Annotated in this window: 23 protein-coding genes; 13 read left to right on the top strand and 10 right to left on the bottom strand. The window is 66.3% G+C overall.

Annotation, left to right across the window (positions count from 1 at the left end; genetic code table 11):
- The first annotated feature begins 12 nt into the window (after positions 1–12).
- The 3 genes from modA to ACFVJ5_RS30265 are packed head-to-tail and all read left to right on the top strand — an operon-like array spanning position 13 to position 2,635.
- Positions 13–780 (top strand): molybdate ABC transporter substrate-binding protein, encoded by a 768-nt coding sequence (modA, locus tag ACFVJ5_RS30275; protein ID WP_379225349.1) that lies wholly within the window; start codon positions 13–15, stop codon positions 778–780.
- Positions 777–1,589 carry a molybdate ABC transporter permease subunit gene (gene modB / locus ACFVJ5_RS30270; RefSeq protein ID WP_379225347.1) on the top strand — a complete coding sequence of 271 codons (813 nt, stop codon included), beginning with the start codon at positions 777–779 and terminating at the stop codon, positions 1,587–1,589. Before modA ends, modB begins: the two co-directional genes overlap by 4 nt.
- Entirely contained in the window at positions 1,586–2,635 is a 1,050-nt protein-coding gene (locus tag ACFVJ5_RS30265; RefSeq protein WP_379225345.1) for an ABC transporter ATP-binding protein, read from the top strand. Before modB ends, ACFVJ5_RS30265 begins: the two co-directional genes overlap by 4 nt.
- A 187-nt stretch (positions 2,636–2,822) precedes the next feature.
- Here the strand turns inward: ACFVJ5_RS30265 and ACFVJ5_RS30260 are convergent, their stop codons facing one another.
- The 3 genes from ACFVJ5_RS30260 to ACFVJ5_RS30250 form a co-directional block, all read right to left on the bottom strand.
- Positions 2,823–3,320, bottom strand: coding sequence for a DUF6764 family protein (locus ACFVJ5_RS30260; RefSeq protein WP_379225344.1), 498 nt, complete (start codon positions 3,318–3,320; stop codon positions 2,823–2,825).
- A gap of 258 nt (positions 3,321–3,578) precedes the next feature.
- A complete protein-coding gene (locus ACFVJ5_RS30255) occupies positions 3,579–4,376 on the bottom strand; it encodes an SDR family NAD(P)-dependent oxidoreductase (protein WP_379225343.1) in 798 nt (265 codons plus the stop codon).
- A gap of 26 nt (positions 4,377–4,402) precedes the next feature.
- On the bottom strand, positions 4,403–4,987 hold the full coding sequence (locus tag ACFVJ5_RS30250) for a hypothetical protein (protein WP_379225342.1): 585 nt from the start codon (positions 4,985–4,987) through the stop codon (positions 4,403–4,405).
- 71 nt (positions 4,988–5,058) lie between these two features.
- On the opposite strand from ACFVJ5_RS30250, the gene ACFVJ5_RS30245 reads away from it, so the two are divergent.
- Positions 5,059–5,625: a TetR/AcrR family transcriptional regulator gene (locus ACFVJ5_RS30245; protein WP_379225340.1), complete on the top strand. Its 567-nt coding sequence runs from the start codon at positions 5,059–5,061 to the stop codon at positions 5,623–5,625.
- A gap of 7 nt (positions 5,626–5,632) precedes the next feature.
- Here ACFVJ5_RS30245 and ACFVJ5_RS30240 read toward each other — a convergent pair whose 3' ends face one another.
- Positions 5,633–6,289 carry a hypothetical protein gene (locus ACFVJ5_RS30240; protein ID WP_379225338.1) on the bottom strand — a complete coding sequence of 219 codons (657 nt, stop codon included), beginning with the start codon at positions 6,287–6,289 and terminating at the stop codon, positions 5,633–5,635.
- Positions 6,290–6,658: 369 nt separating this feature from the next.
- Between ACFVJ5_RS30240 and ACFVJ5_RS30235 the strand changes: the two genes are divergently transcribed.
- Positions 6,659–7,567, top strand: coding sequence for a hypothetical protein (locus ACFVJ5_RS30235; protein WP_379225336.1), 909 nt, complete (start codon positions 6,659–6,661; stop codon positions 7,565–7,567).
- 112 nt (positions 7,568–7,679) lie between these two features.
- Here the strand turns inward: ACFVJ5_RS30235 and ACFVJ5_RS30230 are convergent, their stop codons facing one another.
- Entirely contained in the window at positions 7,680–8,591 is a 912-nt protein-coding gene (locus ACFVJ5_RS30230; protein ID WP_379225334.1) for an alpha/beta hydrolase, read from the bottom strand.
- A 96-nt stretch (positions 8,592–8,687) separates the two neighbouring features.
- Positions 8,688–10,808 carry an acyltransferase family protein gene (locus tag ACFVJ5_RS30225; protein WP_379225332.1) on the bottom strand — a complete coding sequence of 707 codons (2,121 nt, stop codon included), beginning with the start codon at positions 10,806–10,808 and terminating at the stop codon, positions 8,688–8,690.
- A 281-nt stretch (positions 10,809–11,089) separates the two neighbouring features.
- On the opposite strand from ACFVJ5_RS30225, the gene ACFVJ5_RS30220 reads away from it, so the two are divergent.
- Both ACFVJ5_RS30220 and ACFVJ5_RS30215 read left to right on the top strand, forming a co-directional pair.
- Positions 11,090–11,680 (top strand): hypothetical protein, encoded by a 591-nt coding sequence (locus ACFVJ5_RS30220; RefSeq protein WP_379225330.1) that lies wholly within the window; start codon positions 11,090–11,092, stop codon positions 11,678–11,680.
- A gap of 195 nt (positions 11,681–11,875) precedes the next feature.
- Positions 11,876–12,385: a hypothetical protein gene (locus tag ACFVJ5_RS30215; protein WP_379225328.1), complete on the top strand. Its 510-nt coding sequence runs from the start codon at positions 11,876–11,878 to the stop codon at positions 12,383–12,385.
- Positions 12,386–12,623: 238 nt separating this feature from the next.
- On the opposite strand, the gene ACFVJ5_RS30210 is transcribed toward ACFVJ5_RS30215, so the two are convergent.
- Complete coding sequence (locus ACFVJ5_RS30210; RefSeq protein ID WP_379225326.1) at positions 12,624–12,845, bottom strand: hypothetical protein; 222 nt, start codon at positions 12,843–12,845, stop codon at positions 12,624–12,626.
- Positions 12,842–12,967: a hypothetical protein gene (locus ACFVJ5_RS30205; RefSeq protein ID WP_379225324.1), complete on the bottom strand. Its 126-nt coding sequence runs from the start codon at positions 12,965–12,967 to the stop codon at positions 12,842–12,844. Before ACFVJ5_RS30205 ends, ACFVJ5_RS30210 begins: the two co-directional genes overlap by 4 nt.
- A 341-nt stretch (positions 12,968–13,308) precedes the next feature.
- Here ACFVJ5_RS30205 and ACFVJ5_RS30200 point away from each other — a divergent pair, with 341 nt between their 5' ends.
- Positions 13,309–13,908 (top strand): DUF5919 domain-containing protein, encoded by a 600-nt coding sequence (locus ACFVJ5_RS30200; RefSeq protein WP_379225322.1) that lies wholly within the window; start codon positions 13,309–13,311, stop codon positions 13,906–13,908.
- 4 nt (positions 13,909–13,912) lie between these two features.
- Positions 13,913–14,380 (top strand): NUDIX hydrolase, encoded by a 468-nt coding sequence (locus tag ACFVJ5_RS30195; protein WP_379225320.1) that lies wholly within the window; start codon positions 13,913–13,915, stop codon positions 14,378–14,380.
- 74 nt (positions 14,381–14,454) lie between these two features.
- Here the strand turns inward: ACFVJ5_RS30195 and ACFVJ5_RS30190 are convergent, their stop codons facing one another.
- On the bottom strand, positions 14,455–15,066 hold the full coding sequence (locus ACFVJ5_RS30190; protein WP_379225318.1) for a hypothetical protein: 612 nt from the start codon (positions 15,064–15,066) through the stop codon (positions 14,455–14,457).
- A 275-nt stretch (positions 15,067–15,341) separates the two neighbouring features.
- Between ACFVJ5_RS30190 and ACFVJ5_RS30185 the strand changes: the two genes are divergently transcribed.
- From ACFVJ5_RS30185 to ACFVJ5_RS30175, 3 genes are all read left to right on the top strand, one after another.
- Positions 15,342–15,986, top strand: coding sequence for a hypothetical protein (locus tag ACFVJ5_RS30185; protein WP_379225316.1), 645 nt, complete (start codon positions 15,342–15,344; stop codon positions 15,984–15,986).
- A 149-nt stretch (positions 15,987–16,135) separates the two neighbouring features.
- Positions 16,136–16,579 (top strand): RDD family protein, encoded by a 444-nt coding sequence (locus ACFVJ5_RS30180; RefSeq protein ID WP_379225314.1) that lies wholly within the window; start codon positions 16,136–16,138, stop codon positions 16,577–16,579.
- 98 nt (positions 16,580–16,677) lie between these two features.
- The gene (locus tag ACFVJ5_RS30175) at positions 16,678–17,328 is read left to right on the top strand and encodes a zinc ribbon domain-containing protein (protein ID WP_379225312.1); all 651 of its coding nucleotides are present in this window, start codon (positions 16,678–16,680) and stop codon (positions 17,326–17,328) included.
- A 46-nt stretch (positions 17,329–17,374) separates the two neighbouring features.
- Here ACFVJ5_RS30175 and ACFVJ5_RS30170 read toward each other — a convergent pair whose 3' ends face one another.
- Positions 17,375–18,172 carry an EI24 domain-containing protein gene (locus ACFVJ5_RS30170; RefSeq protein WP_379225310.1) on the bottom strand — a complete coding sequence of 266 codons (798 nt, stop codon included), beginning with the start codon at positions 18,170–18,172 and terminating at the stop codon, positions 17,375–17,377.
- A gap of 126 nt (positions 18,173–18,298) precedes the next feature.
- Between ACFVJ5_RS30170 and ACFVJ5_RS30165 the strand changes: the two genes are divergently transcribed.
- Positions 18,299–19,504, top strand: coding sequence for a TerD family protein (locus ACFVJ5_RS30165; RefSeq protein ID WP_379225308.1), 1,206 nt, complete (start codon positions 18,299–18,301; stop codon positions 19,502–19,504).
- Positions 19,505–19,570 lie beyond the last annotated feature (66 nt).

Below are 19,570 nucleotides of genomic sequence, written 5' to 3'. Positions count from 1 at the left end.
ATGATTCGCACCATGCGTGCAGTGGCGGCAGTCGGCGCGATCGCGCTCGCCGCGGTCGGTTGCGGAACCGACGAGGCCGCCGAGCCGACGGCTGGAGACCAGGTCACCGGCACGGTCACCGTGTTCGCGGCCGCGTCGCTGACCGAGACGTTCACCGAGCTGGGTAAGCAGTTCGAGGCTGCGCATCCCGGGGTGAAGGTGGTCTACAACTTCGGTGCCAGCTCGGCGCTGGCCGAGCAGATCAAGCAGGGCGCACCGGTCGATGTGTTCGCTTCCGCCGCGCCGAAGAACATGCAGCAGGTCGTCGACGCGGGGGAGATCACTGCCGAGCCGGTGACGTTCGTGCGCAACAGGCTCGAAATCGCCGTGCCCGCAGGCAATCCCGGCCGCATCACCGGTCTGGCCGATTTCGGCAAGACCGAGCCGAAGATCGCGCTGTGCGCCGAGCAGGTGCCCTGCGGCGCCGCGGCGAAGACGGTGTTCGAGGCGGCGGGTGTCAACCCGCAGCCCGATACCAGGGAGTCCGACGTCAAAGCGGTGCTCACCAAGGTCACCCTCGGCGAGGTCGACGCCGCGCTGGTCTACCGCACCGATGTGCAGGCCGCGGGTTCGAAGGTCGAGGGCATCGACTTCCCTGAATCGGGCAAGGCTGTCAACGACTACCCGGTCGCGCCGCTGGCCAAGGCCCCCAACTCGGCGGCGGCTACCGCGTTCGTCGACTTCGTCAACTCCGAGCAGGCGCGCGCGGTCTTCGTCGAGGCGGGATTCGACAAGCCGTGACCCGAGTCGCACGACAGCGGGCGGTCCGGGGACGGCGACCACTGATCCTTGTACTGCCAGCTGTGTGCGGGCTGGTTTTCCTGACCCTGCCGTTGGTGGGGATGCTGCTGCGCACCCCGTGGCGCAGCCTGCCCGAACGTCTGGTCAGCGCCGAGGTCGGGCAGGCACTGCGGCTGTCGCTGGTGTGCGCCACCTCGGCGACGCTGGTGTGCCTGGTCCTCGGAATCCCGTTGGCGTGGTTGCTCGCTCGCGGAGATGTGCCCGGACTCGGGTTCGTGCGGGCGTTGGTGACGGTGCCGTTGGTGTTGCCGCCGGTCGTCGGCGGTGTGGCGTTGCTGCTGGTGCTGGGTCGGCGGGGGATCGTCGGCCGCTACCTCTACGAATGGTTCGGGTTCTCGCTGCCGTTCACCACGGCGGGGGTGATCGTGGCCGAGGCGTTCGTCGCGATGCCGTTCCTGGTGATCTCGGTCGAAGGCGCGCTGCGCGGCACCGACCCCCGTTTCGAAGAAGCGGCCGCGACTCTCGGTGCGTCCCGGTGGCTGACCTTCCGGCGAGTGACCTTGCCCTCGGTGATGCCCGGGGTCGTCGCGGGCGCGGTGTTGTGCTGGGCGCGTGCCCTCGGTGAGTTCGGCGCGACGATCACCTTCGCGGGAAGTTTCCCCGGCACGACCACGACGATGCCATTGGCGGTGTATCTGGCGCTGGAAACCGATCCGGAGGACGCGATCGTGCTCAGTGTCGTGCTGCTGCTGGTGTCGGTGGCGGTGCTGGCCGCACTGCGGGACCGGTGGACTCGAGGCACGTTGTGACGCTGAACGCCGCGATCCGCGTGACCCGCGAATCATTCGAACTCGACATCGCTTTCGACGTTGCCCCTGGTGAGGTGGTCGCGTTGCTCGGCCCCAACGGGGCGGGCAAGACCACCGCGCTGCGAGCGCTGGCCGGTCTCACGCCGTTGACCGAAGGTCGGATCGAGCTCGACGACCACGTTTGGGACGCGCCGCCGAACCGCTTCGTACCGGCTGATCGGCGTGAGGTCGGCGTCGTGTTCCAGGACTATCTGCTGTTCGCGCACATGAGCGCGCAGGACAATGTCGCCTTCGGGCTGCGCGCTCGTGGACAGCAGCGCGGACCGGCCAGGGTGCGAGCGACCGACTGGCTCGAGCGGGTAGGTCTCGGTGATCACGTGCGCGCGAAACCTCGATCGCTGTCAGGTGGTCAGGCGCAGCGGGTCGCGCTGGCACGCGCGCTGGCGACCGACCCGCGATTGCTGCTGCTGGACGAGCCGTTGGCCGCTCTCGACGCGAGCACCCGGCTGCAGGTGCGTGCCGAGTTGGCCCGTCATCTGCGCGACTACCCCGGCCACACCGTGCTGGTCACCCACGACCCGTTCGACGCGATGGTTCTCGCCGACCGCCTGATCATCGTCGAGAACGGTGCGATCGTGCAGGAAGGGTCGCCGAGCGAGGTCGCCCGTCGCCCGCGCACCGACTACGTCGCCAACCTGGTCGGCCTGAACCTGTACCGGGGCACCGCGGACGGGACCACTGTCGACCTGGGCGACGGTGCGAGTTTCACCGTCGCCGAACCCGCGTACGGCCCGGTCCATCTCGCCTTCGCTCCGACTACGGTGAGCCTGTATCCGGAGCGGCCGAGTGGCAGTCCGCGCAATACCTGGCAGGTCACAGTCACCGGGCTCGAGCAACACGCGCACACCACCCGCGTCCGATTGTCCGGCGCCCCGGCGGTATTGGCCGAAGTCACCCCTGCCACGGTCGCGGACCTGCGGCTGCACGCCGGCGCCGAGTTGTGGGCATCGGTGAAGGCGACCGAAATCCACACCTACCCGGCGTGATCGCGGCTCGGCGGCGCTTGCGCGGCCAGGACGTCGACCCACGCCCGGTCGCCTGACCGAAGCGGAACGAGTACGCGCGTGTAGTCGACGACCTCGTAGTCACCTGGCGCTGCGAGATCGGTTGTGCTGATGGTGAATGCGGTGCCGGAGACACCGGTGTGCGGTCAGCGCCGTGCGGTGACCGGCGTCAGCGCATCGACACGCATCCCTGCAGTGTCTGGAAGTCACCCGCGAATCCGGGCCCGCCCGTGCAGGTGGGTGTCGAGGTCCCGGTGACAGTCACCGTGGCTCCGGGTCCGGCAATGCCGATGGACAGTCCCGGCCGTACGCCGGTGATGTCCGCCTGGGCGCCCGGTCCCACCGCGATCGCGGCCGGTCCGGACAGGTACTGCGAGGCCGAGGACGCCTGGCCGCCGTTCGCCGCGATCGCGAGCGACAGGCTGGTCGGCGCGGCATCGGCGGCGGCGTTGCCATCGACTCCGTAGGCCGCGGCCGCTCCCATGGCCTCGCTTTCCGCGGCGCAGGTGGCGCCGTCTCCGCCTGCCTGGGCAGTGGTAGCACCGGGAGCCGGACAGGCCGCTACCGGTGCGGCATTCGCTGTCGGGCCCCCGACCAGAGCCGACAGTGATACCGCACCCGCACCTACCAATAGGGCCGCAGCGCGCCTAGCAGTGAAGTTGAACATTGGGGTCACCCTCGCTCTCGATCGTGTCGCTCGCACCCCGCAACCCACGAGGCTGCCCGGCCGAGCTGAAATCTGAGTTGGACAACCTTCAGCCTACGCACCTAACGATGCAAATTCGATGCACTCGGCTACATTTTACGGTCGCTGGCCGGGCGAGACCGTTGAGCATCCGCGGCAGTATGGAGGTGCCCGTACTGGTGGGCTTCGGGATCGGCCAAGCGGCCCGGCCGTCGCTGAACACGAGGAGCGAGCGAGGGCTCAGCTGTTCTTGAAAGGGTTGAGGGTCTTTCCGGCGAGGTAGCCCAAGCGGATGGGCAGGGGCTTCATGGCGGCGGCGGAGATCTTGTTGACGACACCGGGGACGCACACGGGTTTGCCCTTCATCACGGCGGCCCAGCCTTCGGCGACAACGGCTTCGGGCTGCTGCCAGAGGATGCTGGGCAGGTGGTCGGCTTTGTCGCGAGTACCCATGACGTCGTGGAATTCGGTGCGGGTGAAGCCGGGGCACAAGGCGGTGACGTGGACGCCGTGGGGTTTGAGTTCCATGTCGAGGGCCTGTGAGGTGTTGAGGACGTAGGACTTGATGCCGGTGTAGAGCAGGCCGGCTCCGGGTGGGGCGAACGCGGCGACCGAGGACAGGTTGACGATGCGGCCCCAGCGGCGTTTCTTCATGCCGGGGATGACCAGGCGGGCGAGTTCGGTCGGGGCGGTCACCATCAGCTGGATCTCCCCGGCCAGGGCGTCCCATGGGGTGTCGGCGAACGCGGTCTTGCCCGATAAGCCTGCGTTGTTGATCAGGACGTCGATGTCGAGGCCCTTCTGGTCGGCGTAGTCCAGGATCGCGGCGGGTGCGGTGGGGTCGGTGAGGTCGGCGGCGAACACCTCGCAGCGCACATCGTGACGGGCGGTCAGCTGCTCGGCGAGTTCCTGGAGACGGTCGGCGCGGCGGGCGACAAGCAGCAGCTGGTAGCCGTTCGCGGCCAGGTGGCGGGCGAACGTCGCGCCGATGCCGGCGGACGCGCCGGTGATCAGCGCTGTGCGGGGGGATGTGGTCATGAGAGTCCTTCGTTCGGGTAGGGGTGTCAGGCGGGCAGGCCGGGGAGCTCGCGGGAGCCGGGAGCGAAGGCGGGCCGGGCTTTGCCGATGTCGTCGCGGTAGGAGTCGACCGGGCCGGTGAGCAGGAAGGGCAGGGGGACGCGGCGCTGAGCGTCGGTGAATCCCCATGTGCCTATACCTAGATAGACGCCGGGCGCGGCACGCCGCACCTCGTCCACCATGTGAATCGCCCCGCACAGCGAGTGGTAGGCGCGGTAGATGAGCGTGTAGGCCGGGGCGCCGTCGTAGCGGGAGGGAGCCAAGACTGTGCGCATCGGGTAGCGCTGCCGGATCCGGCCGAATCGGTCGAAGGTGTTGTAGCCGCGCCCGCTGTTCTCATCGACGGGCCGGAATGCTTTGCATTGCCACGCCCCCAGTGGGTTCTCGACAGACACCTTGCCGGTCACCACGGCGAACAGGTTCGGCTGGGCCAGCAGAGCGGCGGTGTACTCACCGTCTATCTCGCCGATCGTGGGGGCTTCCAGGGTGGTGAACAGGGCAAGCAGGCCGCTGGTGTCCAGGCGGCGCAGTTCGTCGGTTACGGCGTCGGTGTCCAAGAAATGCACCTTCATCTGTTGGCTTCTTGAATGGTCCTCAAGAACGGTAGCGCGTTCTTGAGGACCATTCAAGATAAAGTGATGGCGTGCCGAAGAATCGACGCCCGCAGGATCGCGAGGAGAAGCGCGCGGAGATCGTCGCCGCCGCGCAGCGCCTGTTCATCGACGACGGCTACGAGTCGGCGCCCATGGGGCAGATCGCCAAGAGCGCAGGAGTCACCGTCAATACGGTCTACTGGTACTTCCGGGACAAGGACGAGCTGCTCATCGCCGTCCTGGATCGCCTCCTGGCCGAGGCGCTCGCGACCTACGCGTCGGTCGACGGCCTGCCGCTGAACGACCGACTGCTGTGGGTGGTCGACCAGCTGGAACGGCTGCACGGGCTCGTCAACACCGTGCACACCCGCGCCCCGGCCTCTCCCGCCATCGACACCTGGCACGCCGGATTCCACCAGCTGGCTGACGCCCTGTTCGCCGACGACCTTCGCAAGGCCGGCGCCGCCGAGGCCGACCTCGCCGCCATGACCGCCATCGGCACCTTCGTCATCGAAGGCCTCCTCACCCATCAGCGCGACGACGCGGGCAAGCGAGCCGTCATCGACCTGCTCGTCCACAGTCTCACCGCCGCCTCCAGTCGACCCGGGACAAGCTGACCGGAGCTCAACCTGGGGGCTGCCAATATCTCCCAGGCTGCATATGCCCAGGACGAGGCTGATGGAAGGTATCCAGCACCATTCGGATCGCGGCGACGACGGCACCCGGACCGTGTTCAGGCCTGCTGTCGAAGTCCTCGTATCGCACGGCGGCCGAGCCGTGGATGATCAGCTCCTCGGTGTCCGCCGGGTAGAAGCCGTAGCCCACTCCGTCGGTGAGTTCGGTGTACGGATGACGACTGGAGTAGGCCGTAGCGAGAACGCCCGGGTGGGCAGAGCGCACCAGACCGCTGGCCGCCGCACGGTTGATCAGCGCCTCCAGTGCCGACTCGATCTCGAAGTCGGGGGTAGCGAAACCGAGCAGATCGGCCCAGTCCGGAAACGTCGACCGGCGTAGGTGCAACGTCGCTGGTACGCCGATAACCCATGTTCGGGCCCACTCGTCGATCGCCGGATCGAGGACAAATTCCCAAGTCCGCGCGTCGAATTCCTCCTGTGCCCGCTGGCGACGCCGGGAGTCCTCGGCGTAGTAGGCCTCTCGAAACGCCGCAGTCGAGCGGTCGACAATCCGGGAATTGCTGTGCGCTCTGTCCCGGTCGTCCCAGCGCTGCTGAGAGGCGGTGCGCTTCAGATAGAGTTCGCAACCGGACGACTCCTGCTCCATGCACGCACAGTACCGGCGTTCAACGTCCGCGAAGGGGCTGCAGCGAACGTGCACCATCGTCGCGAATAGTGCTGGTCGAGCTGCCTGTCCGCGCGGATTCCTTCGCCGGTGTCGTACCGGTTGGACGGCAGCGTGCTCAGTTCGATCCGGGCGTCGACCATGCTGCCCTGCTTGGGCCGCAGTCTCGACGGCAATTTCTCCGCAATGGCGTGCCGATGCGAGGTGGGTGAGCCGGTCCGTCGGTCCGATCAGAGGGACGCGAGCGCCTCCTTTGCGAAGCAGCGCGGGACTTGACAGGGTGCCGGAGACGGCTTTGACTGACTTGGAAACGGGTTTCACCTCCTACGACACTGCTCTGAGAGGTCGACGATGGGTAACACGCGGATAGCGAGCCCGGGGCATCGGCGAGGATCGACCGCCCGCCGCGGAGCTATCTCGGTACTGGCACTGATCGGTGCGTGCCTGCTCTCTTTGACGGCCACCCAGACCGTCACTGGGCAACCCATGGCAAACACCTCCGACACCGGATTCGCGATCCCGTTCGCCGGTGCGCCGGCCTACGAACACGTGGCACCACCGCAGATGACGAGTCCGGAGCAGCTCAACCAGCCGCTCGGTCAGGCATTGGCCGACACGATCGCCGGTCAGGTGGGTCTCGACAGAGCTGACGCGCTGACCGAGCAGCAGTATCGCGACCTCAGTACCGGTGGCGGCGTGGGCGGCAGCCGTGAGGCGGCCGAGGTGATCGTCGCCTGCGTCGAGATCCTCACCAATACGGTCGGTCGCCCGCTCTATTCCGAGGTCAACGGGCAGAGCACGCCCTCGGTGCTGGCCAGCTACGGACTGTACGTGAATCCCGGTGGGCTGTTGGAGAGCCCGGCCAACGTGGACGCGCCGACCCGACAGGTGAACACCATGCTCGCGCCCGGCGGTTTCGTCGGAACCTGGTTGCGAGACAACGGTGCTTTTCGAACTCTCGCCGCGCTCTACCGATCGGCCTACACGGTGCAAGCTGCCTACGGCTTCGCGGCACAACAGATTTCGGGCGCGGCTCAGCTGGTGACCAACACCAAGGGGGACGTGAGCTCCGAGGTCGGCATGTCGATGGCGCCGCCGCTGTGGATTGTGAACTTCGCGCTGATCTACATCTTGAACCCGGCCCTGGCGGCCGAGATGCCCGCCTACTGGGCTCCGATACCGCCGCAGGTCGCCGACGCCATCACAGCGAGCCCGACCGGCCAGGTCCCTTTCGGTGACTATGCGGCCTACTTCGAGTGAAGGTAGCGCGGACGGCTGACTGAGCCGCTCTGCGCCAACCGGCCGGTCAGAGCTCGGTGCGGCGTGATCGGCCAGGGGACACTGACCATCCTGGTGGGTCTCGAGTGGAGCGTCAGTCGATGGTGCCGACGTAGCCGATGATGGTGTCGCGCGCTGTGTTCCAGGCAGAAGACTCGGCGTCGGCGAATTCACCGTGTCCGGTGCCGGACAGGATTTGTACGTCGGCGATGCCGCCTGCGCGGGTGACGGCTTCGCCGTAGCGGTGGCTCTGCAACGGCGCCACGACCCGGTCGTTCTCGCCGTGCAATGCGGTGATGCGAGTGTCCTTCGCCGGGAGGCGGTAAATGGGGGAGGCGTTGCGGTAGCGGTCGGGTACCTCCGCGGGTGTACCACCGAGGAGCTTCGGGACGAACGAATCCCGACTCTCGGTGACCGCCAGATCCAAGTCGAGTACCGCCGCCATGAGGGTGAGGCTGCGGATGCGAATCGCGGGATGTCTCGGTGGTTCGGCTGCTCGGTGTCCGGCGACCCAAGCGGCGAGGTGGCCGCCGGCCGAGTGCCCAGCGAGGTGAACCCGCTGTAGGTCGAGCAGGTTACCGAGGCGTGGTGCGACGACGTCCGCCAGCGCGTCGACGGCGTCATCGACATCGGTGAGCGTGACCGGCCATCCGCCGCCGCCGTTCACCCGGCGATATTCGATGTTCCATACGGCGACGCCGTCGCCTGCCAGCGCACGGGCATGGGCGTCGAATTGTGCGAGGGTCCGGTTCTGGGCCCATCCGCCGCCATGGATCAGCACCACCACGGGCAGTCGCGTGTTCGACGCCGTTGGCAGATAGAGGTCGCCGAAAGTCTCCGGTGAATTTCCGTAGCTGATGCGCATCGGGGAGCGCGGAATCGCCGCGGCTTGCGCGGCGACCGTCTCGGCCGGTACCGACAGTTCCGTGGCGCGATATCCGAGGGCGAGGATGAACACCGCGAGCACGCCGAGACCGGCAATGCGACGCTTTCGGCCACGTGCCACTGGGTAGATCTCCTCTCGATCGCCTCTGCACCTGCACCGTATCGTTCCCACCGTCGGGCAACGGTGATGTGGGGCGGTCGGATCCAGGGGCGTTCCTCACCACCACCCGAGTATCGGTTGCAGCGCCCGTCCGAGTGGTCCGGCCAGGGATCGGGAGTAGCTCGCGGTCAGGTGGTGTTCGTCGTGGTAGATCAGGATGTTGCCTTCCGCTACCGCGCAGAGCGTGGGTTCGCAGACCGCGTCCGTCAGATCGATCGGGAAGACGCTGGGAAATGCCGAGGCAGGTTCCAGTCCGGGGTTGACCGGGTCGAGCGCGTCCTCGCGGCGCATACCGCAGCTGGTGCGGTTCCCGCCGCCCGCCAAGCAATCGGTGGCTTTGTATCGGACGGTTCCGCGCCGCAGCCATGGGGTGTCGCGGACGGCGACCACGTTGAGACCGCGGTCCGACAGTGCCGCCCAGACGTGGAGATAGTCGGTGGGCGTCTCGTCGCCGCCCTCGTCTCGGGGCCGGGTACCGGTGGTGAACACCCAGTCGGGGCGGTCGGCGTCGAGGCGGTCGATCACTTCGGCCGACCAGTCCCGGCAATCCGGGATGGGCTCGCCCTTGTAGGTGGCGTCGTCGGCGAGCGTGAGTGGACAGCCCATCTTCAAGTACACCTGGATGCGGAACGAGTGTTCGGTCGCGAGCACCTGGAGTGCGGGCAGCCAGTGTTCGGCATGGGAGCTCCCGACCAGTGCCAGTGTTCGATCAGCATCCGTGTCGCCATAGGAACAGGTGACGACCTCGCGGGTGTCCCAGTCCGCGATACAGCCGTCCGCCGTGGGCGGGGGGACTTCGGTGGGCGCTGCGAAGACGGTGGGTTGCATCGGCTCGTCGGGTGTCGTAGCGCCGGAGGCCAACGCCTCCGCACCCGGGTACTTCGCCGGGTCGAGCTCCCCGGCCGCGACCGGTGGCTTGACCTGGACCACTGTGAACTGCCAACCGGCGGTGACAGTGATGGTCGCCACCAGCAACACCGCGACCGCGGACGCGACGAGGTGCCGCGATCGGGCGTGCCCGGCATCGTCGCTGTCGACCGGCGAAGTGCGCTGCCGCAGTGGCTGTTCGATCCAGCGGTGTGTCATCCAGGCCAGAACAACCGACAGCCCGATCACCCCGGTGCCGCCCACGAGACCGGCGTGGGTGTTTCCGCGTTCGGTGAGGAAGAAGATCAGGATCGGCCAGTGCCACAGGTACAGGGGATAGGCGATGTCGCCGAGCCACCGCATGGCCGGATGCGCCAGTAGCCGGTTCGGCAACGGCCAGTCGGCGAACCGCAGCTGCGTCGCCGAAAGGATCACCGCGGCCGTCGCGCAGACGGGGAGCAGAGCCGCGGGTCCGGGGAACCGGTTGGCGCCGTCGATGATGAGCCACCCGCACAGCACCACACCGAGAACACCGAATACCGAGAGCGCGACGCGCACCTGCCGCCACAACACCAGCGACGGCGCGACGACGGCGAGCCCGGCGCCGACCAGCAACTCCCACCCACGGGCGAAACTGTCGTAGTAGTTCCATCCCTGGTTCGTGGCGACGCCGTCGGTGGCGTAGACGAACGAGGCCACCGACACCGCGACCACGACAGCGCCGATGGTCGCGCGAATCCGACCGGGTTGTGAGAGTCGCGTGCACAGCCACGCGATGGTCGCGACCGTCAGCAGCGCGGCCAGGTAGAACTGCCCCTGCACCGACATCGACCACAGATGTTGCAGTGGACTGACCGAAGGATCGGCGGCCAGGTAGTCCGACCAGGTCAGGGCGAGCTGCCAGTTCTGGTAGTAGAACAGCGAAGACAGTACCTGCGCCGCCGCGGTCGTCCACTGCGTGTACGGCAGCAACACCACCGTCGCGACGACGACCGCCGCCAGCACCACAGTCATGGCCGGGACGAGTCGCCGCAGAGTGCGTCGCACGACCGACCACGCCCAGAACGGCTCCGACGACTCCGCTCGACGCAGCAGCAACCCCGTGAAGAAGAATCCCGAAAGCACCAGGAAGACGTCTACACCACCGGAAACGCGTCCGAACCACACATGAAAGACGACGACCAACGCGATCGCGAGACCCCGCAACCCGTCCAAATCGAAGCGGTACCCCAACCCGCGGTTGGTTCGCGTCGCGGCGGTGAGGCGAGTCTGCTCGGTGGAGTGGATCGAATCGGAGTCAACATCGGTCACAGCCCCTGACACCGCCCTGCCGAGCTCACATCGGGTAAAGGCGAGCCGGTTCTCCGGAGAACGGACGATGACGACGACATGACAACTCTCCTATCACGGTCGAATCCATCAGGTCCATTCGCCGGCGCTCGCCACAGCGGCGGGGGTCATGTCAACGGGGCGTCGATACTCGCGGCGATCGTGGTGGCGGTGGGTCGCCGAGCGGATCGTAGTTTGTAAACAAGATCTGAATACCAGTGGGGCAGTTATGGTCTGGGTGCCGTCGTCATGAAGGGACGTCCATGGACACCACCGACCGAACGACACCCGATCAACACTCCTGGGTCCGCCGGAATCGGTGGACCGTGATCGCGAGCGCGGTCGGCGCGGTGATCGGGTTGACGCTGGCCGGCGGTGGCCTCCAGCACCTGAAACCGCTCTTCGGTATCGAGAGCGATTCGGTACGGTTGACCGAACCCGATGCCGTGCAAGGTCTTCCACGCCTCACCGGTCCCGAGATGCAGCGCGAGGCCGCGACCGTCAAGAGCACCTACGGTGCGGACGTCGACTCGGTGGTCGCCGCATACGGCGCCTCCAGCGAGCAGCCCGAACTCATGGTCCATGTGGTGGCCGCGTCTTTGAAGAACCCCGAGACCAACCTCGACCGGCTGTTGACCGACACGCTCGGCACCACGCCCCGAGACGTGACGAGGGTCGACGCGGGCCCGTTGGGCGGGATCGCCCAGTGCGCCACCGCCGAAACCGTTCAGGGCGCGACGGCCCTGTGCTCGTGGGTGGCCGACAACAGTTTCGGCAAGATCGTGTGGGTGGGCGCTTCGCTAGCTGACGCGACACGCGAATTCGCGCACATCCGGGGCCAGTTCGAGAGCTGATGTCCGGCCGAACTGCCAGTCCAGCGCGCGAGTTCGGCTACGGCGTCATCTCCGCGCAGCGGTGGTCTACCAATCTTGTTGAGTCGACTCGGAACGTTGCTGGCTTCGTGCGACCGGGTGCCGTCCAGCATTTCGTTCGGCGGCGTGCCTTCGGCGTCGGTCAGAGCGATAGCTTTGGTTGTGCTTACGGTGACGATGAACGACCGAGCGACGAGGGTGCTCGGTGTTCGGGGCGGATTCGGCGGCCTGGACCCAGACGAGGGCTTGGCGGCCGGCCTGCGGAAGAGGGTGGACGGTGGGATCGAATGCCGCGGCGAGGTGGTGTGCTGGGGTCCGGTTCCCGCGCACGCTGACAACGCGCCGGGGCAGGCCTTCGATCTAACCGGCTGGGAATGTACATATACCAGCTTCCATCTCGAAGACTTTGTGCCCGTTGAGACTACGTACGCCGAAGGGTCGATCGTCAGCGTCGAGGCGCAGCGAACCCTGCTTCGGCATGGGATCGCACTGGCTCGGGAGGTCGGGCGACTGGCTGGTGAACTCGACGCGTCGATTCCGCTGCGATGCATCATCGCGACCAACGAAACCAATGGCACGTTCAGGTTTCACAAGATCCGGCCCGATGAGAGCTGGCTGGCCGACGACCTCGACAGTTACGACGGCGAATGCATAGTTGTTGTCGACTTTCCCTCGGCTCACCCTTGATCTGTGAGCCTCTGTGCGTGAACGGCAGGCCGTATCGGGTTGCGATGATCGACGCGGCTGTGTGTACCCAATCCCAGAACAAGCCGAAGACCAACGCGCAGCGTCCAGTATCCGGGTCCGCCCCCCGTTTGGGTCGCTCTTCAGAGCGGTGGCGTAGGTAGTCATCTCTGTGGCCACAAGATCGCAGCCAGCAGGGCACCCGTCGGAATGCCGAACACGAGAACCCACAAGAAGGCGGTCATCCGTCTGCTCGTTCACCGATCGCGGTAAGCGGGAGCGACTCATGATCGCGCTGCTCGGCAGCTTCGAGCCAGTCGGCGACATTGGCCAGGGTGCCGAGGCAGACCACCCTGAACGGGCTCGCGAGCGCCCAGCCCTCCGGCGCTGGCTTGACGGTCATCGAACGAAGTGCGGCACGTTCGCGCAGTGCGTCCAGCCGGGCTTTCATCGGGCCGGTCATGAGGTCTGCTTGTTGGTCGGCCAGGCGTCGAGCGCTGCGAGTAGCCGACGGACCACGGTCGGTGGCGCAACGTTGGTCGGGTACGGGCGTTTGGTCTTCGGTGTGCGTTCGGGTAGTGGCATGGCTCCCCCTCGTTCTGGTGGCGGGCTCCGCCCGGACAACCGATCAGTCAGATCATCCGGGCGGCCCAGTGTTGCGAGATCTCCTCGCTCCGCTCTAAGGGTCAATCAGTGAAAGGGTCGTTTACACCGCGCTCTGGGGACGTTTGGGACGTTTACGATACGTCCACCAGTTCGTCCCTCTGAGTGGAGTGGAGAGCATGAACCACGGTCTACGACAGGCGATGTCGGCGGCGAAGCTCACCGAACAGCAGCTAGCCGAAGCGTGCGACGTCGACGCGAAGACAGTTGCTCGGTGGATATCGAACTCTGCCCGAGTCCCGCACGCAAAGCACCGTTGGCGGGTGTGCGAGCTGCTCGGAGCGAGCGAGAGCGAACTATGGCCCTCTTCGGTTCGGCTGCAAGTGAAATCAGGCCCGGACCGCGAGTTCGTCCAGGTGTACCCGTACCGGTCTGCCGCTCCGGCATCGCTATGGCGGTCGCTGATCAGCAACGCTCGAACAGAACTCACATTCGCCGGTTACACGAACTACTTCCTGTGGCTCGAGCACGCCAATTTCGGACGGGTTCTCCAGCGCAAGGCTGCCGATGGCTGCCACGTGCGGTTCCTGATTGGCGATCCGGAGCACCGGGTAACCCGCGACCGTGAAGGTGAGGAGTCGGTACCGCTGACGTTGTCGGCACGTATCGCGGTGACCGTAGGCGAACTGGGAAGGATCCGGGGTACCGACAATCTCGAAGCCCGATACGAGACAGGGCACGTGAACATCTCGGTGTTCAGGTTCGACAACGACATGATCGTCACGCCGATCCTCGCGCGGCGGGTGGGCCACGATTCGCCGATGATGCACCTGCGGCGCGAGCAACCAGACGGCATGTTCGACCGATTCACCGAGCACGTCGAAGAACTCTGGTCTCGTGGTCGCGACATCTGGGAAGGCTGAAGACATGGGCAGGATTGACTACCAAGATGATCCGAACGCGCCAGCGGCGAACTCGTTGGTTCCTGCCGCCTCTGTAGTTGTTGTGGACGACCGGGGGCGCGTGCTGCTGCAACGTCGGGTCGACAACGGCATGTGGGCACTGCCGGGTGGGAAGATGGAACTCGGTGAGTCGCTGGCCGGGTGCGGTATCCGCGAGACCTGGGAAGAGACCGGGATCGATATCGCAGTCGTCGGGCTGGTCGGCACCTACACAGACCCCGGCCACGTGTTTGCCTATGACGACGGCGAAGTGCGTCAGGAGTTCTCGATCTGTCTGCTCGGCAAGGCGACCGGGGGTCGGCTGCGCTCGTCGGATGAGTCGCACGAGGTCGCCTGGTTCGTTCCCGAGGACACCGACGCGCTCCCGATGGTCGACGCGATCCGCCTACGCCTGTCCGATTGGCGCTCTGGACAGTACCCGGCTATCCGTTGACCAGTACCTGACACGACGACTCGGCTGGTCAGAACGCCCGGCCGCGGGATACCGCGGCCGGGAACGTCGGTGGATCAGGGCTGGCCGCTGACGGCGGCGGTGACGGCGTCGAGGAAGGGCTGGCCGCCCATGGCGTAGCCGCCGGCGATGGCGCCGAGGACCAGGCCGACGGGGCCGGTGATGATGCTGAGGAAGCCGAAGCCGAGGACCGTGCCGATGAGGCCGCCGAGGATGCCACCCGCGACGACGCCGACCACATTGCGGTTGATCTCGTTCGTCAGCTGCGACATGGGGCTGATGGCCTGCATCTCGCCGACCGCGGTGGCGCTCGGCTGCGGGGCCAGGACGAGGTGGTGGCCGTTGTCGGAGATCGTTTGCGCCACCCGCATCTCCTTGCCGGAGATCTGGTAGGTGAGCGGGATGCGGGTGACGACGGCGCCGGAGTCGGCGACGAGGGTTACCGCGGTGTTGTCCTCGGTGGTGGTGAAGGTGCCGCCGGCGACGGTGGTGGTCAGCACCCGGGAGAACTCGGTGAGGGTGGCCTCGTAGTGCACGGACTGGTCGACCCCGGACGTGGTGGCCTCGGGAGGCGGCGGTGCGACCGGCTGCGCGGCGGCGGTCCCGGCGGTGATCCAGACGGCGGCGCCGACCAGGAGCGTGGCAGCAGGGAAGTAACCGAGTTTCATCAGGGAATTCCTTTACGCATCACGAAAGATTGCGCGGCAAAACGGCGTGCCGCTGCTCGGGGCACGAACCGTGTTGTCCGCCAGTGAGATCGGGCAGACATTAGCATCCTTTTCCGGCTGTCGGTGAACCGTGCCGAATTGGGCGCTGGACCAGTATTTCGCATTGTTAAAAGATGCAGATTCACAATTCGACACGTTCGTGTGTGCCGTGTAAGAACTGTCAGGCGAGTGGGACGTCGGTCGGGGACGTCCAGCGGATGAGTAGGACAACACAGATGGTGCGTCGAAGAAACCTAGCCCTGCTCGGCGTGTCCGTGGGAGCGGTGTTTGCCCTGGCAGGCGCGTTCTACCTGGCGCTTTCCGTCGTCGTGGGGTTCGCGGCCGAGGAGCCCGACGGGCCTGACGATCCCTCTGCCGAAAAAACTTCGCCGACCGAGGTTTCGGCAACTCAACCGCTGGGAACTATTACCGATATTTCTGGCAGTGTCGCGTCCACATTGACCAAATCCGCGACGCAGATTCCCTGGGTGAAACTGAGTGTCGGCGATTGTGTGGATTTGAATGCGACTCCGGCCGATATTCGCCAGGTCACGTGCGGCGACGTCCACTCCCGCTACAAGGTGACGGAATTGGCGCCGGTGGGCGGTCACTGCCCGGGCGACGTCGACCGCGCACAACCTCGGACACTGCCCGGTGGCGTGGACCAGACCCTGTGCCTGGATATCGACTGGACCGTCGGCGAATGCCTCGACATGGAGGGGGACGCGGCCAGGCATGTCGACTGCGCCGCCGACGTCCCCGGTCGGGTCCGCGTTCTCGAGATCCGGCATGACACCACAGATGTCAACGTCTGCACGAACGGTGACCGCGGCGTCGTCTACGACCAGCGCCGCTACGTGGTCTGCGTCAGCACCCGCTGACCCGGCGGGATCGTCAGTCGGGCGCGCTGTGGTTACGGCGGTCATCTCCGCACACGATGGAGCCTCGATCCAGCGGACAGGCTCCTCGACGTCCGGTGTCTATGAGATCCTCGGAGTACCACCGTGACTGGTGATTTCTAGGAGGAATCATGACCAACGCAGTCGGCCTCACTCCCGCTGGAATCGGACGTCGGGCAGGGGCCAGATTCATCGACTGGATCATCGCCGGATTCATCGGCGCCGTGTTGTTCTGGATCCTCGAGCGAGTCACCGATCTGCCCAGCTGGATCGCGATCCTGCCGGGCGCCGGATTCGGGTTCTTGTACTTCGTCGTCTTCGAAGTGGTGACCGGATCGACCCCGGGCAAGAAGCTTCTCGGTCTGCACGTGAACGGAGCAGACGGCGCGGCCAAGCCCGATCTCGTCGAATCGGCCAAGCGCAACGCCTACATGCTGCTGAACCTGATTCCCTGGCTCGGCGGGCTGCTGTGGTTCATCGCTGCCATCGGCATCGCCGTCACGGTGAGTTCGAGCCCGAGCAAACAGGGCTGGCACGACAAGTTCGCGGGTGGCACCCAGGTGGTCAAGGACTGATCCGGCCACGGTGCGGTCGTGTTGCGTTCTTCGCGACCCCCGGCGATAAGGAATCGGCGAACGCCGAAACTCCTGCGCCGGAAGAGGAACCGAACACCATGGCCGCACCGGTGGTCTTCACCAGCAACTATTCCGACCAGTCCAACGACAACGGATTCCAGTGGGAGTTCCGTTGCGAACGCTGCACCACCGTGCATCGGTCAGCGTTCCAGCAGAACTACCTGTCTCGGGGTCGCGGTGTGCTGCGCTCGATGCGTGATCTGCTCGGGGACCGAATCCCTCTCCTCCACAAGGCATCCTCCGCCGCGGACAGCTTCTCCAACAGCTGGGGCGCCTCCGCGTCGAGTATCAAGGACGCTGCGTTCGCCAAGGCCGTCGACGAGGTAGCGCACGAGTTCCGCCTGTGCGCGGGCTGCGGTTCGTGGACGTGTGCGCGGATCTGCTGGAACGACCATGTCGGACAATGCGTCAATTGTTCACCGCAGGTGGGGCACCAGATCGCGCAAGCGCAAGCAGTCGCTCGCGGCGCGCAGATCCACCAGGCGGCCCAGCGTCAGGAGTGGGCCGGACAACACGACCTCGGTACTCCGGCGCGCGTCGCCTGCCCCACCTGCGCCGCGGCCACCGACGGCGGCCGGTTCTGCCCATCCTGTGGCAGCGCCCTCGACATCCGCGTCGATTGCCATGGCTGCGGTTCCCAGGTCGGTCCCGGCGCGCTGTTCTGCTCGAACTGCGGTCGCCCTCGATAGGCGCGGCGATCGGGTGCGATCACAACACCGGCGCGAGCACCCGCGGCTATCGGGGCGGTGTCGTCATCGCTTCGCTGACCAGTGGTTTACCGCCGGAGCGGTCCTCGTCGCTCAGGCTGCGCACCATGAGCGTCGCGCCCGCGACGGCGCCGGGCATCAGCAGCACGGCCACGAACGGGATCAGGAAGACAAGGGCGAGCGGAACACCGAAGCCCCAGGCGAGCATGCGTCGTCCGCGCAAGACAGTCAGTTGTTCGCGCAGTTCGACACCGCGACGCTGCCACGCCACCGCGGTGAGTTCTTGGGCGAGGAAGAACGCGGTCACGCCGATCCCGATCACCGGAACGGCGGTTTGGCCGAGGACAGGGATGAACCCGAGAACGAACAACAGCACGGCCCAGGCCAGAACTCTGATCAGCAGACGAACACTGTCGCGGGTCGATATCCACAGATCCCGCCCGAACCCGTTGCCCGATTCCGGCGCGGTGCCGTCCGCCGACTCCGACCTGTCGACCTGCTCGGACAGCCTCTCGTAGAACGGCTGCCCGATCACCAAGGTGATCGCGGTGAACGCCACCACCGCGACCAGGGCACCGAACCCGAACAACACCACGACCAGCAACCCACGAAACAGCCCGCGCCACGGCGAGTTCCAGTCGTCGGCGAACGGCGACATCCATGCGGTGAAGTCCCCGACCCCGAACGCCGCTCCGGTGAACACCGCGACATAGAGAACCAACGTGACCAGACCGGGCAACAGCCCGAAGCCGAACCAGCGACCGTGGCTCGCGACCCACCGCTGCCCGCGCCACAAGTAACCGAACCCTGTCCCCAGCTCATGCATGGCCGTAGCCTATCCGCGATCGATCGACACCTCGGCGGTGTTGTGGGCGTTGAGCTTTCACCCCTTGGTGCGAATTGGTTTCTCGTACAGTGGAACCAAGCATTCGTCGGGGTGAAAGGCGCAATTGTGTCGACGACTCTTGCGAAAGGGCAGAACAGCCCGCTGAGCGTCCACGATGTCGCGGTCGCGGTGCAGATCGACGCGGCCGCGGAGCTGTCGGCGCTACTGGTCACCGACGCGGGCAAGGTTCGCTCGGACGCGGACTTCGTCTTCTACAACCAGCCGACGGGGCCCGGTGTTCGACTGCGACCGACCGCACCGGGGCGACCGTCGGGGTTGGCGGTTTCGCTGGATCACATCCCGGCCGATGTCGCCCAGATCCGAGTGGTGATCACCCTCGATGACGCGCGTGCCACGTTCGGCCGGATCGCGGCGCCGACGGTGTTCGTCACCGACGGCGCCGGTATTCGGTTGTACGAGTACCGGATCGACGGGTTGACGACCGAGTCCATCGTGATCGCGGTCGAGTTCTACCGTCGCCAAGGCAGCTGGAAGGTACGCGCGGTCGGACAGGGATACGCGGGTGGATTCGCCGCCTTGGTCACCGACCACGGCGTCACCGTCGATGACCCTCCGCCGCCGGCCAACCCCGCCACACCAGTGCCGAGCCCGAGTTATCCGCCGCCGCTTCCACCGACTGTCGGTCACCCGCCACCGGTCTCCCCTGGTGAGGTCAGGTTGTCGAAGAATCGACCCGTCAGCCTGGCGAAAGGCCAACGGGTCACGCTGCGCAAAGACGGTGGCGTCGCGTTGACCTTCATTCGAATGGGGTTGGGCTGGGATCCGATCCGGCGCGGCGGGCTGTTCGGGCGCCGTGCGATCGAGATCGACCTCGACGCCTGGGTGGCGATGTTCGCCGACCGAAATCTGGTCGACGTCGCCTACTACGGTCAGCTCGCGTCCAAGGACGGATCGATCCGGCACCAGGGTGACAACCTCACCGGTGAGGGGGAGGGCGACGACGAGGTGATCCTGGTCGACCTGACCCGCGTCCCGGCCCACGTCACCACATTGCTGTTCATCGTGACCTCCTACCAGGGACACACTTTCGAGAAAGTCGTCAACGCGTTCTGTCGCCTGGTGGACAACACGACCGATACCGAACTGGCCCGATACTCGCTGACCGGCGGGATGCGGTTCACCGCGATGGCCATGGCGAAGGTCTTTCGCGGCGACGGAGACTGGCAGCTGCAAGCCCTCGGCGAGGGCTTCGATGCCAAGCATCCCGGCGAAGCGGTGCCCTTGCTGGGGCGATTCGTGACGAGAGGATGACCTAGGAGCATGATCCGTTCTCTGCGATGACAGCGACGGCGCATAACCCGTGCCCTGGCGCGCTCT

The organism is Nocardia sp. NPDC127606, from assembly GCF_042671725.1.
Classification (GTDB): domain Bacteria; phylum Actinomycetota; class Actinomycetes; order Mycobacteriales; family Mycobacteriaceae; genus Nocardia.
This window is presented reverse-complemented; position numbering and strand designations above follow the sequence as displayed.

What these genes read in the sequence shown, in the direction of transcription:
- modA (WP_379225349.1), top strand. Translation starts at nt 13, where the DNA reads ATGCGTGCAGTGGCGGCAGTCGGCGCGATCGCGCTCGCCGCGGTCGGT.
- ACFVJ5_RS30260 (WP_379225344.1), bottom strand. Translation starts at nt 3,320, where the DNA reads ATGTTCAACTTCACTGCTAGGCGCGCTGCGGCCCTATTGGTAGGTGCG.
- ACFVJ5_RS30255 (WP_379225343.1), bottom strand. Translation starts at nt 4,376, where the DNA reads ATGACCACATCCCCCCGCACAGCGCTGATCACCGGCGCGTCCGCCGGC.
- ACFVJ5_RS30250 (WP_379225342.1), bottom strand. Translation starts at nt 4,987, where the DNA reads ATGAAGGTGCATTTCTTGGACACCGACGCCGTAACCGACGAACTGCGC.
- ACFVJ5_RS30240 (WP_379225338.1), bottom strand. Translation starts at nt 6,289, where the DNA reads ATGGAGCAGGAGTCGTCCGGTTGCGAACTCTATCTGAAGCGCACCGCC.
- ACFVJ5_RS30235 (WP_379225336.1), top strand. Translation starts at nt 6,659, where the DNA reads ATGGGTAACACGCGGATAGCGAGCCCGGGGCATCGGCGAGGATCGACC.
- ACFVJ5_RS30220 (WP_379225330.1), top strand. Translation starts at nt 11,090, where the DNA reads ATGGACACCACCGACCGAACGACACCCGATCAACACTCCTGGGTCCGC.
- ACFVJ5_RS30215 (WP_379225328.1), top strand. Translation starts at nt 11,876, where the DNA reads ATGAACGACCGAGCGACGAGGGTGCTCGGTGTTCGGGGCGGATTCGGC.
- ACFVJ5_RS30210 (WP_379225326.1), bottom strand. Translation starts at nt 12,845, where the DNA reads ATGACCGGCCCGATGAAAGCCCGGCTGGACGCACTGCGCGAACGTGCC.
- ACFVJ5_RS30205 (WP_379225324.1), bottom strand. Translation starts at nt 12,967, where the DNA reads ATGCCACTACCCGAACGCACACCGAAGACCAAACGCCCGTACCCGACC.
- ACFVJ5_RS30195 (WP_379225320.1), top strand. Translation starts at nt 13,913, where the DNA reads ATGGGCAGGATTGACTACCAAGATGATCCGAACGCGCCAGCGGCGAAC.
- ACFVJ5_RS30190 (WP_379225318.1), bottom strand. Translation starts at nt 15,066, where the DNA reads ATGAAACTCGGTTACTTCCCTGCTGCCACGCTCCTGGTCGGCGCCGCC.
- ACFVJ5_RS30185 (WP_379225316.1), top strand. Translation starts at nt 15,342, where the DNA reads ATGGTGCGTCGAAGAAACCTAGCCCTGCTCGGCGTGTCCGTGGGAGCG.
- ACFVJ5_RS30180 (WP_379225314.1), top strand. Translation starts at nt 16,136, where the DNA reads ATGACCAACGCAGTCGGCCTCACTCCCGCTGGAATCGGACGTCGGGCA.
- ACFVJ5_RS30175 (WP_379225312.1), top strand. Translation starts at nt 16,678, where the DNA reads ATGGCCGCACCGGTGGTCTTCACCAGCAACTATTCCGACCAGTCCAAC.
- ACFVJ5_RS30170 (WP_379225310.1), bottom strand. Translation starts at nt 18,172, where the DNA reads ATGCATGAGCTGGGGACAGGGTTCGGTTACTTGTGGCGCGGGCAGCGG.